Annotated in this window: 2 protein-coding genes; both read left to right on the top strand. The window is 73.1% G+C overall.

Annotation, left to right across the window (positions count from 1 at the left end; translation table 11 throughout):
- Positions 1–15: 15 nt before the first annotated feature.
- A complete protein-coding gene (locus ACFYV1_RS33575) occupies positions 16–6,522 on the top strand; it encodes an amino acid adenylation domain-containing protein (RefSeq protein WP_389399445.1) in 6,507 nt (2,168 codons plus the stop codon).
- Positions 6,522–13,351, top strand: a 6,830-nt coding sequence (locus tag ACFYV1_RS33570) for an amino acid adenylation domain-containing protein (RefSeq protein WP_389399444.1), incomplete at its 3' end; no start/stop codon positions are given. The genes ACFYV1_RS33575 and ACFYV1_RS33570, both read left to right, overlap by 1 nt.

The following is a 13,351-nucleotide window of genomic DNA, read 5'->3' as shown; positions in this document are numbered from 1 at the left end:
GTGGTGCTGGACCGGTTGCCGTTGACGGTGAACGGCAAGCTCGACCGCCGTGCCCTGCCCGTACCGGAGTACGGGGCGTCGGGCACGGGCCGGGCGCCGGGCAGTGCGCAGGAGCAGATCCTGTGCGACCTGTTCACCCAGGTCCTTGGCACTCCCGTGACCGGCGTCGACGACAGCTTCTTCGACCTCGGCGGCGACAGCATCATCTCCATCCAGCTCGTCGCCCGCGCCCGTAAGGCCGGACTGGTGATCACCGCCCGGGACGTCTTCGAGCGCAAGACCGTCGCCGCGCTCGCCGCGGTGGCCGCCACCGCGAGCGGCACGGAGGCCGAGCACCCGGACGCCGGGACCGGCCCGGTCGCCCTGACCCCGATCGTCCAGTGGCTGGCCGAACTCGGCGGCCCCGTCGACCGGTTCAACCAGTCCGTGCTGCTGGAGACCCCGGCGGGCCTCACGGAGGCCACCGTCGTCGGCGCACTGCAGGCCCTGCTGGACCGGCACGACGCGCTGCGTCTGCGCCTGGCGGGCGACGCCGGGGCCTGGCAGCTCGAGGTCCGGGAGCGCGGCGCCGTCGCCGCGGCGGACCTCACACGCAGGGTCGACGCCGCCGGGCTCACCGGGGACGCGCTCCGCGAGACGATCGCCGTGCACGCCGAGACCGCACAGGCCGCGCTGGCCCCGCGGGCCGGCACGGTGCTGCGTGCGGTGTGGTTCGACGCCGGGGAGCAGCAGCCCGGCCGACTGCTGCTGGTGGCACATCACCTGGTGGTCGACGGAGTGTCCTGGCGGATCGTCATCGACGATCTGGCCTCCGCGGCCGACGCCCTCACCGAGGGTCGGCCCGCCGAACTGCAGCCCGTGCACACCTCGCTGCGGACGTGGGCCGATCGGCTCACCGCCACCGCGGAGGCCCGCGCGGACGAACTGCCCTTCTGGCAGGACGTGCTGGGCGCCGCGGGCGCTCAGGTCGGTGACCGCTCGGCCGACCCGGTGAAGGACACCATGGGCAGCACCCGCACCCTCACCCTGGTGCTGCCCGCTCAGGACACCGCGCCGCTGATCGACACCGTGCCGGCCGTCTTCCACGCACGCACCGACGAGGTGCTGCTCGCGGGCCTCGCCACGGCCGCCGCCGGCTGGCGCGGCGGTGCGGCCACCTCCGGGTCCTCCCTCGTCCTCGACGTGGAGGGGCACGGCCGTACGGACGTGCTGCCGGGTGCCGACGTGTCCAGGACCGTCGGCTGGTTCACCAGCCTCCACCCCGTCCGGCTGACCACCGGCAGCGGCGAGGAGCGTCCCGGCGCGGTCCTCAAGCGCGTGAAGGAGGAGTTGCGCGCCGTACCGGACAGCGGCATCGGATTCGGCCTCCTGCGCCACACCGATCCGCGCACGAGGGACGTGCTCGCATCCCTCGGCACTCCGCAGATCGGCTTCAACTACCTGGGCCGGCTCGGAAATCCGCAGGGCGGCGCGTGGAGCCCGGCCCCCGAGTCCGATGCGCTGATCGGCAGCGGGACCGCCGACGCCGACATGCCCGTCCCCCATCCGCTGGAGATCAGCGCGGTGGTGCGCGAGGCAGCCGGCGGCCCCGAACTGACCGTCACCTGGCTGTGGCCCGACGGACTGCTGGCCGAGGAGTCTGTACGGGACCTCGCCGACCGCTGGTTCACGGCACTGCGCGGCCTCGCGGCGGACGCGGCCGAGCCCGGCGCGGGCGGCTTCACCCCGTCCGACCTGCCGCTGACCGCGCTCTCCCAGGAGCAGATCGACCGGATCGAGAGCGCCTGTCCGGCTGTGACCGACATCCTCCCGGTCGCTCCGCTGCAGGAGGGCCTGCTGTTCCACGCCCTGTTCGACGACGAGGCGCCGGACGTCTACAGCGTCCAGTTCGCCTTCGACCTCGACGGCGCACTGGACGCGGGCGCCATGCGGGCGGCGGCACAGGCGCTGCTGGCACGACACGACAATCTGCGGGCAGCCTTCCACCACGAGGGCCTGGAACGGCCGGTGCAGGTGATACCGCGCGCCGTGACCCTGCCCTGGTCCGAGGTGGACCTGTCCGGACTCGCGGACGACGAGGAGCGGCGCAACGCGGCCGAGAAGGTGCTCGCCGACGAGCGGGCACGCCGCTACGACCTGGCCGACCCGCCGCTGATCCGGTTCACCCTGATCCGCATGGCGGCGGACCGGCACCGCCTGGTCGTCGGCAATCACCACATCCTGCTCGACGGCTGGTCGATGCCGCTGCTGGTGGGCGAGCTGTTCACGCTTTACGGCAACGGGGCCGAGGGCCGGGCACTGCCCGCGGTCACCCCCTACAAGGACTACCTGGCGTGGGTCGCCGGCCGGGACCGTGAGGAGTCGGAGTCCGCGTGGCGGCAGGCACTCGCGGGTGTGGAGGAGCCCACGCTGCTCGCCCCGGCGAAGACGCCCGGCGACGAGCTGCCCCGGGACAGGACGTCCGGTGACGAGACGTCCGGTGACGAGACGCCGGGCGCGGTGCCGCGAAGCCACTCGTTCGACCTGGGCGACGAGCTCACGGTCCGGCTCGAGGCGCTGGCCCGCGAGGCCGGGCTGACCCTCAACACGATGGTGCAGAGCGTGTGGGGCCTGCTCATCGGCCGGCTCACCGGCCGTGACGACGTGGTCTTCGGGGCCACCGTCTCCGGCCGTCCGCCGGAGGTGCCCGGCATCGAGTCCATGGTCGGCCTGTTCATCAACACGGTCCCCGTGCGGGTGCGACTCGACCCGCGGGAGTCCGTCACCGAACTGTTCCGCCGGATCCAGCGGCAGCAGACGGAGCTGATGTCCCACCAGCACGTCGGCCTGTCCCGCATCCAGTCGCTCACCGGAGTCGGCGACCTGTTCGACACCCTCACCGTGTACGAGTCCTACCCCGTGGACCCCGCGGCGCTCGACCTGCCCGGCGGACTCACCGTCTCCGGTGTCGGCGGCACGGACGCCACGCACTACCCGCTCACCCTCGCGGCGCTGCCCGGACCGAGTCTGGGGCTGCGGCTGGAGTACGCCCCCGACCGGTTCGGGCAGGCGGACACCGAGGCGCTCGCGGCACGTCTGAGGGCTCTCTTCGAGACTGTCGCCGCGCAGCCCGAGCGGCTCGTGGGACAGCTGGACGTACTGACCGACGACGAGCGCGGGGCGGTCGTCGGCCGGCCCGTACGTCACGAGGTGCCCCCGACCCTCGTGCACGAACTGCTCGAGCAGCGGGCGGCCGCCACCCCGGACGCCTGCGCGGTGGTCTTCCAGGGCGTCCGCACCACGTACGCCGAACTCGACACGCGGGCCAACCGGCTCGCCCGGCTGTTCATCGCCCGAGGCATCGGCCCGGAGCGGATCGTGGCCCTCGCGCTGCCCCGCTCCACCGAGGTGCTGGTGGCCATGTTCGCGGCTCTCAAGGCCGGGGCCGCGTTCCTGACCGTCGACCCCGGCCACCCGGCGGACCGTATCGAGTACATGCTGCGGGACGCCGCCCCGGCACTGCTGGTCACCGACCGCGAGGTGCTGCGCCAGTGGGCCGAGGGCGAGCCGGTGGACACCGCCGGCGTGGAACTGCTGGTCCTCGACGACCCGGCGGTGACCGAGGAGCCGGCCGGCGTGCGGGCGACCGCCCCGGCCGACGGCGAGCGCACCGCGCCGCTCACCCCGGCGGCACCCGCGTACGTCATCTACACCTCCGGATCGACCGGCAGGCCCAAGGGCGTCGTCGTCCAGCACCGGAACCTGGTCAACCTGTTCCACGGCCACAAGGAGACCCTGTTCGATCCGCACACGGCGGACGTCGGAGCCGACCGCCTGCGCGTCGCGCTCACCGCGGTGTTCTCCTTCGACACCGCGTGGGACGGCGTTCTGTGGATGCTCGACGGGCACGAGCTGCACCTCGTCGACGACGACACCCGGCGCGACCCGGAGGCGCTCGCCGCCTACGTCGACCGCGCCCGGATCCAGTTCCTCGACCTGACGCCGTCCTTCGCGCGGCAGTTGCTGAGCGCGGGGATGCTCGCTCCGGGACGGCACCACCCCGCGGTGCTGATGCTCGGCGGCGAGGCCCTCGGCCAGGCGCTCTGGGACGAGCTGCGGGCCGCGCCGGACACCGTCTCCTACAACTTCTACGGGCCCACAGAGGCCACCATCGACACCCTGTACGCCCCGCTCACCAGCAGCGAACGCCCCCTGGTCGGCCGCCCGGTGCGCAACACCTCGGCGTACGTCCTGGACGCACACCTGCGGCCGGTGCCGAACGGTGTCACCGGTGAGCTGTACCTCGCCGGCGACCAGCTCGCCCGCGGCTATCTGCACCGACCCGGCCTCACGGCGGAGCGCTTCCCCGCGGACCCGTTCGGCGCTCCCGGCTCCCGGATGTACCGAACCGGTGACCTCGTCCGCCGCACCGACGGCGACCTCCTGGAGTACGTGGGCCGGGTCGACGACCAGGTGAAGGTCCGCGGCTTCCGGATCGAACTCGGCGAGATCGAGTCGGCCCTGGCCGCCCACCCGCGGGTGGCGACCGCCGCCGTCGTCGTCCGCGAGGACACCCCCGGTGTCCGGCGACTGGTCGGCTACGTGGTCGCGGCCGAGGGACAGGACGCCCCCGACCCGTCCGAGCTGCGGACCTTCACCGGCCGCAGCCTGCCGGAGTACATGGTGCCCGCGGCGGTCGTACCGCTGCCGGAACTGCCGCTCACCCCGAACGGCAAGCTGGACCGGCGGGCACTGCCCGCGCCCGACTTCACCACCGGAACGGACGGCAGGCAGGCCGCCGACCCGGTCGAGCAGACGCTGTGCGACCTGTTCGCCGAGGTGCTGGGGCTGCCCCGGGTCGGCGTCGACGACAGCTTCTTCGACCTGGGCGGCGACAGCATCGTCTCCATCCAGCTGGTCGCCAAGGCGCGCGCCGCCGGACTCGTCCTCACCCCGAAGGACGTCTTCCAGTGCAAGACGGTCGCCGCGCTGGCGGTCGTCACGCGCAGCGCGGAACCGGCCGAGCCGGAGGATCCGGACGCCGGGATCGGCGAGCTGCCGCGCACCCCGATCATCGGCTGGCTCGAGGAACACGGCGGCCCCGTCGACGGGTTCGTGCAGTCGATGCTGGTCCAGGTGCCCGCCGAACTGGGCGAGGAACTCCTCGTCGAAGCGGTGCAGTCGCTGCTCGACCACCACGACGCGCTCCGTATGAGACTGGACCGCGGCACGGCGGGCGACCCGTGGCGGCTCGAGATCGGGCCCCGCGGCTGCGTGCCGGCCGCCGAGGTGGTCCACCGGACCGACATCGCCGGTCTGGACGAGGAGAAGCTGGCCGGCACGATCGCCACCGAGGCGGAGGCCGCCTGGCGCCGTGTCGACCCGGCGGCGGGGCGGATGCTGCAGGCGGTCTGGTTCGACGCCGGTGAGCAGGACGCGGGACGCCTGCTGCTGACGATCCACCACCTCGTCGTGGACGGTGTGTCCTGGCGGATCCTGCTCCCCGACCTGGTGGAGGCCTGGCAGGCCCTCGCCGACGGCCGGCGCCCCGCGCCCGCACCGACCGGCACCTCGCTGCGGCGGTGGGCCGAGCAGCTCGTCGAAGCGGCGCAGGCTCCGGGCCGTGAGGACGAGTTCGAACTCTGGGACCGCACCGGGGCGGCCGAGGAGCCCGTACTGGGCAACCGTCTCCTCGACCCGTCCACCGACACCGCCGCACGGGCACGGTCGGTGACCCTGTCGCTGCCCGCGGCGGAGACCGAACCGCTGCTGACGAGCGTGCCTGCCGCCTTCCACGGCGGCGTCAACGACGTGCTGCTCACCGCGCTCGCCGTCGCCGTCGTCCACTGGCGGCGCGGACGGGGGCTCGGCGACGAGGGGCCGGTCCTGGTCGACCTGGAGGGCCACGGCCGCGAGGACGTCGTCGAAGGCGCCGATCTCTCCCGCACGGTCGGCTGGTTCACCACCGTCCATCCCGTACTCCTCGACCCGGGGCAGCTCGACTGGGACGAGATCTGGGCGGGCGGCCCGGCGCTCGGCCGGGTGCTGAAGCGGATCAAGGAACAGCTGCGGGAGGTGCCCGACAACGGCATCGGCTACGGCCTGCTCCGGTACCTCAACCCGGAGACGGCCCCGGTGCTCGCCGCCCACCCGGAACCGCAGATCGGCTTCAACTACCTCGGCCGGACGGGCATGTCCGCCGGCCCCGCCGGGGACTGGGCGACCGCGCCGGAGACGGCGTCGCTCACCGGGGCAGCGGCCGGCGACCCCGACGTACGGCTGGCGCACGCCCTCGAGGTGAACGCCGTCGCCGACGACGGACCGGGCGGCCCCGAACTCAAGGCCACCTGGACCTGGCCGGACGGCCTGCTCGCGGAGCGGGACGTGAACGACCTGGCGGAGACCTGGTTCCGGGCCCTGAGAGCCCTGGCCGCACACGCCGTCGCGCCCGAAGCCGGCGGCCACACGCCGTCGGACATGTCCCTGGTGTCGCTGTCCCAGGCGCAACTCGATCTTCTGGAAAGCAAGTGGAGGGTGTCGTAATGATCGGTACGGGGCTGGAGGACGTCCTCCCACTGTCGCCGTTGCAGGAAGGTCTGCTGTTCCACGCACTGCTCGACGAGCAGGAACTCGACCTGTACGCGGGCCAGCTGGCGTTCGACTTCGAGGGCGCGCTGGACGTGGACGCGCTGCGCGCCGCCGCCGACGCGCTGCTGGGCCGCCACGCGAACCTGCGGGCCGGCTTCGTCCACGAGGGCTTCGACAAGCCGGTGCAGATCATTCCGCGCCGTGTCGAACTGCCCTGGCACGAGGTCGACCTGTCGGACGGCGACGAGCCGGCCAGACAGGCCGCTCTGGACGAGGTGATGCGTGCCGACCGGGTCAAGGGATTCGACCTGTCCGCCCCGCCGCTGGTGCGCTTCACCCTGGTCCGTCTCGGCGGCGACCGCTTCCGCTTCATCCTGACCAACCACCACATCCTGCTCGACGGCTGGTCCATGGCCGTCCTGCTGCGCGAGCTGTTCACCCTCTACGTTCAGCGCGGCGACGCCACCGGCCTGCCCCGTGTCACCCCGTACCGCGACTACCTCGGCTGGATCGCCTCCCAGAACCGTGACGACGCCCTGAAGTCCTGGGCATCCGCGCTCGAAGGGGTCGAGGAGGCGACACTGCTCGCCCCCGACCGCCGCGGCGGCGCGGTGGAGGCACCGCACTACCACGGGCACGAACTCACCGAGCGGCTCACGTCCGCCGTCTCCGAGCTGGCCCGCAGCCACGAACTGACCGTGAACACCGTCGTACAGGGCGCGTGGGGCATCCTGCTCGGCCGGCTCACCGGCCGGGACGACGTGGTCTTCGGCGGCACCGTCTCCGGCCGTCCGCCGGAGATCCCCGGCATGGAGAACCTCGTCGGCCTGTTCATCAACACCCTGCCGGTCCGAGTCGGGCTCGACCCCGCCCGCTCCCTGATCGACCTGCTGCGCACGCTCCAGGCGCAGCAGGCGGAGCTGATGAACGCCCAGCACGTCGGACTCACCGACATCCAGGGCCTGGTGGGCGTCAAGGAGCTCTTCGACACCATCACCGTCTCCGAGAACTACCCGGTGGACGCCGAGGGCTTCTCCGAGCCGGTCGAGGGACTGCGCGTCGTCGGCGTGCACACCACCGACGACAACCACTATCCGCTCAGCCTCGCGGTGCTCCCCGGCACCCGGATGCATCTGCGGATGGGCTACCGGTCCGACCTGTTCGACCGGGCGGCCGTCGAGCGGATCGCGCTGCGCCTGCAGCGGATCCTCGAGGCGATCGTCGCCGACCCGGAGCTGCTCCTCGGACGCCTCGACATCCTCGACGACGACGAGCGCGCGCTGCTCGCCGCCGGGACGGCCCCCCGCGAACTGCCCGCCCGTACCGTGCCGTCGGTCTTCGAGGCCGTCGCCGCAAAGAACCCGGACGCCGACGCGCTCCTCTTCCGGGACGTCTGCCTCTCGTACGGACAGCTCAACGCCCGTGCCAACCGCCTCGCCAGGGAACTCGTGGCGCAGGGCATCGGCCCCGGCCGGTTCGTGGCACTCGCCCTCCCGCGCTCGCCCGACATGGTCACCGCGCAGCTCGCGGTGCTCAAGGCGGGCGGCGCCTATCTGCCGGTCGACCCCGACTACCCCGCCGACCGCATCAGCTACATCCTCGGCGATGCCGCCCCGGCGCTGCTGCTGACCAGCTCCGCCGTGACCCTGCCGGCGGAGGCCGCCGCCGGCGTCCCCGCCCTGCGCCTGGACGACCCGGAGTTCGCCGCGACCGTCGGGGCACACCCCGACGCCGACCTCACCGACGCCGACCGCACCGCGAGGACCGCGACGGCCGACGCGGCGTACGTGATCTACACGTCGGGTTCGACGGGCCGTCCCAAGGGTGTCGTGGTGACGCACTCGGGTGTGGCGTCGCTGGTCGCGACGCAGATCGAGCGGTTCGGGGTGGGTCCGGGCAGCCGGGTGCTGCAGTTCGCCTCCCCGAGTTTCGACGCGGCGTTCTGGGAGCTCGTCATGGGCCTGCTCACCGGCGCCGCGCTCGTCGTGGCACCGGCGCAGGACCTCGCCCCCGGCGAACCGCTCGCGGCCACCGTCACCGGTCACGGCGTCACCCACGCCACCATCCCGCCGGTCGCGCTGGCCGTCATGGCGTCGGACGACCTGCCCACCGTCACCACCCTGGTCGTCGCCGGCGAGGCGACCTCCGGCGAACTCGTCGAGCGCTGGTCGGCGGGGCGCCGGATGGTCAACGCCTACGGCCCGACCGAGTCCACCGTGTGCGCCACCATGTCCGGCGCGCTCGAAGGCGGCGGCCTGCCGCCCATCGGCACCCCCGTGACCAACACCCAGGTCCTGGTGCTCGACGGCGGTCTGCGTCCCGTCCCCGCCGGTGTGGCCGGCGAGCTGTACATCGCGGGCGCCGGTCTGGCCCGCGGCTACCTCGGCCGCCCCGGTCTGACCTCTGAACGGTTCGTCGCCAACCCCTACGGCGGCCCCGGGGAGCGGATGTACCGCTCCGGCGACGTGGTCCGCTGGACCGCGGACGGGGAGCTCGAGTTCCTCGGCCGCGCCGACGACCAGGTCAAGGTCCGCGGTTTCCGCATCGAACTCGGCGAGATCGAATCCGTACTCGCCAGGCACCCCGCGATCGGGCAGGTCGCCGTCGTCGTCCGCGAGGACCGTCCCGGCGACAAGCAGATCGTCGCCTACCCGGTGCCCGAACCCGGCCAGGAACTGCCCCGGCCGGCCGCGCTGCGCGCCCACGTCGGGGCCGATCTTCCCGACTACATGGTTCCCGCCGCGTTCGTCGCCATCGACGCCATCCCCGTCACCCCCAACGGAAAACTCGACCGCAAGGCCCTCCCGCTGCCCGACCTGGCGGCGCTCGCCGCCGGCCGTGCCCCGCGCACCCCCCAGGAGGAGATCCTCTGCGGCCTGTTCGCGGAGATCCTCGGCCTGCCCCGGGTCGGCATCGACGACAGCTTCTTCGACCTCGGCGGCCACTCCCTCCAGGCCACCCGCCTGGTGAGCCGCATCCGCTCCGTCTTCGACGCCGAACTGCCCCTGCGCAGCCTCTTCGAGACCGCCACGCCGGCCGGTCTCGCCCTGCTGCTGCGCGACACGGACAGTGCCCGCGGCGCGGTCCGCGCCGTCGAACGCCCCGATCGCGTCCCGCTCTCCTTCGCGCAGCGACGCCTGTGGTTCCTGGCCGGATTCGACGGGCCGAGCGCCGGATACAACATTCCGCTCGCCCTCCGGCTCACCGGTGCCCTCGACCGGCATGCTCTCGGCGCCGCGCTGGGCGACGTCGTCGCCCGGCACGAGAGCCTGCGGACCGTCTTCGCCGAGCAGGACGGCCGGCCGCACCAGGTGATCCTCGACGCCGGGGCGGCAACCCCGGTGCTCGACGTACGGCCCGCGACCGGGGCCGACCTCGACGAGCAGCTCGCCGCGGCCGCCGCGCACGGCTTCGACCTCGCCGGCGAGATCCCGCTGCGAGCCACCCTGTTCACCCTCGGCGACGACGAATACGTACTGCTCCTGCTGCTGCACCACATCGCGGGCGACGGCTGGTCGCTCGCCCCGCTCGCCAGGGACCTCTCCGTCGCCTACGCCGCCCGGCTCGACGGCGCGGCACCCGGCTGGGAGCCGCTGCCCGTCCAGTACGCCGACTACACCCTCTGGCAGCGCGAACTCCTCGGAGACGAAGGGGAGGACAGCAGCGAGGGCGCAGCCCAGCTCGACCACTGGCGCCGAAGCCTCGCCGGACTTCCGGAGGAGCTGACGCTGCCCACGGACCGGCCCCGGCCGGCCCGCGCGAGCTATCAGGGCGACATCGTCCCGTTCGCCGTCCCCCCGAAGCTGCACGCCAAACTCGCGCAGCTCTCACGGGACAGCAACACGAGCCTCTTCATGGTCCTCCAGGCGGGTCTCGCGGCCCTCCTCAACCGGCTCGGGGCGGGCACCGACATCCCGCTCGGCACGGCGGTCGCCGGCCGCACCGACGAATCCCTCGACCAGCTCGTCGGGTTCTTCGTCAACAACCTGGTACTGCGCACCGACACGGGCGGCGACCCCACCTTTCGTGAACTGCTCGCCCGCGTACGGGAGACGGACCTCGCCGCGTACGCCAACCAGGACACGTCCTTCGAGCGACTGGTGGAGGTGCTGAACCCCGGCCGCTCGCTCGCCCGGCACCCGCTGTTCCAGGTGATGCTCACCCTCCAGAACAACGAACGCGGCGAACTCGCCCTGCCGGGGCTGCGGGTGGGGCCGCACTCCGTGCAGACCCACTCCTCGCGCTTCGACCTCGCGCTCGAAATGGGCGAGAAGCGCGGCGGCGACGGCACGTACGACGGCATCGAAGGGGTCGTCGAGTACAGCACCGACCTCTTCGACCGGTCCACCGTCGAAAAGCTCACCAAGCGCTATCTGCGCCTCCTCGAATCCGTGGCCGCCGACGCCGACCGGACCATCGGCCGGATCGACGTGCTCGGCCCGGTCGAGCGCCACGAACTGGTGATGCGCAACAACGCCACCGACCACGAGGTGGCCCCGGCGACGCTGCACGCCCTCGTCGAGGAGCAGGCACGCCGCACCCCCGACGCGCGGGCGCTGCTCTTCGAGGGCCGCGGCCTCACCTACCGTCAACTCGACGAGCAGGCCGACCGGCTGGCGCACCGCCTCGTACAGGAGGGTGTCGGCCCGGAGCGCACCGTCGCGGTCGCCGTGCCCCGCTCGGTCGAACTGGTCGTCGCCCTGCTCGCCGTGCTCAAGGCGGGCGGCGCGTACCTCCCCGTCGACCCCGACTACCCGGCCGACCGCATCGGCTACATCCTCGAACACGCCGCCCCGGCACTGCTGCTCACCACTGCCGGCGTGGACGTGCCCGGCTCGAAGGACCTGCCGCGTCTCGTCCTCGACGACCCGGCCCTCATCGGTGAACTCGCGGCGCAGGGCGCCCGGCGGCCGGACGTCACCGTCTCCCCGGCGGCCCCCGCGTACGTCATCTACACCTCCGGCTCCACGGGCCGGCCCAAGGGCGTCGTCGTCCCGCACCGCGGCATCGTCAACCGGCTGCAGTGGATGCAGCACGAGTACGGACTGACCGCCGACGACCGGGTCATGCAGAAGACCCCCTCCGGATTCGACGTGTCCGTCTGGGAGTTCTTCTGGCCGCTGATCACCGGCGCCACCCTGGTCGTCGCCAGGCCGGAGGGCCACCGGGACCCGGCGTACCTCGCCCGACTGATCCGCGAGACCGGGATCACCACACTGCACTTCGTCCCCTCCATGCTGCAGGCGTTCCTCGCCGATCCGGCCGCCGCCGACTGCGGCGACTCGCTGCGCAGGGTCCTGTGCAGCGGCGAGGCGCTGCCCCTCGACGTGCAGACCCGCTTCTTCGAGGTCCTGGACGCCGAGCTGCACAACCTCTACGGCCCCACGGAGGCGTCCGTCGACGTCACCGCCTGGGCCTGCGAACCGGACAGCGGGCGGCGGACCGTGCCCATCGGCCGTCCCGTGTGGAACACCCGCGTGTACGTCCTGGACGAGATGCTCCGCCCGGTCGCGCACGGGGTGCAGGGAGAGCTCTACCTCGCGGGCGACCAGCTCGCCCGCGGCTACCTGGGCCGCCCCGACCTCACCGCCGATCGCTTCGTCGCCGCGCCGTTCGGCGAGCCGGGCGCGCGGATGTACCGCACCGGCGACCTGGTCCGCTGGGCGTCCGACAACACTCTCGAGTACCTGGGCCGGGCCGACCACCAGGTGAAGATGCGCGGCCTGCGCATCGAACTCGGTGAGATCGAGGCGGTGCTCGCCGCTCAGGACGGCGTCACCCAGGCCGTCGTGCTGCTCCGCGAGGATCAGCCGGGCGACCAGCGGCTCGTCGCGTACGTCGTCGTCGACGGCGACACCGCGTCCGACCGCGACGGCCTGCGCACCCGGGCGGCCGCCGTGCTGCCCGAGTACATGGTGCCGACGGCGTTCGTGATCCTCGACGAGCTGCCGCTCTCCCCGAACGGCAAGCTCGACCGCAAGGCGCTCCCGGCGCCCGACTACGCGGAGGCCGCCGCCGTCCGGGAGCCGCGCACCCCGCAGGAGGCGACGCTCTGCGCGCTGTTCGCTGAAGTCCTCGGCGTGCCGGCCGTGGGCCCCGACGACAACTTCTTCGCCCTCGGCGGCCACTCGCTGCTCGGCACCCGTCTGATCAGCCGTATCCGCACCGAGTTCGGTGTGGAGATGCCGGTCCGGGTGATCTTCGAAGCCCCCACGCCCGCGGGCATCGCGACGCTGCTCCACGACGCGGCCGACGCCCGGCCGCCGCTGGTTCCCATGCCGAGGCCCGAGCAACTGCCCGTCTCCTACGCACAGCAGCGGCTCTGGTTCCTCGGCAGGCTCGACGGCGACAGCGCCGCCTACAACCTGCCGCTCGCGCTGCGCATCAGCGGTGGCCTGGACACGGCCGCACTGCGTGCCGCGCTCGGCGACGTCGTCGCCCGGCACGAGAGCCTGCGCACCGTGTTCCAGGAGATCGCCGGCAGCCCCGTGCAGGTCGTGCTGGACGCGGACGACACGCGGCCGGCGATGCCGATCGCCGAGACCACGGAGGACGCCCTGCCGGCCGCCCTGGCGCGCGCGGCCGGCACCGGGTTCGACCTGGCCCGCGACATCCCGCTGAACGCCACCCTGTTCCGGACCGGAGCGACGGAGCACGTTCTGCTGCTGGTCGTCCACCACATCGCCGCGGACGGGGCGTCGCTGGCGCCGCTGGCGCGTGATCTGTCACAGGCCTATGCGGCGCGGTGTGAGGGCGGTGCGCCCGAGTGGGCGCCGCTGCCGGT

The sequence above is a fragment of the Streptomyces sp. NPDC003023 genome, assembly GCF_042888225.1.
Classification (GTDB): Bacteria; Actinomycetota; Actinomycetes; order Streptomycetales; family Streptomycetaceae; genus Streptomyces.
Note: the sequence above shows the minus strand (reverse complement) of the source record. Positions and strands in the feature narration are given on the sequence as shown.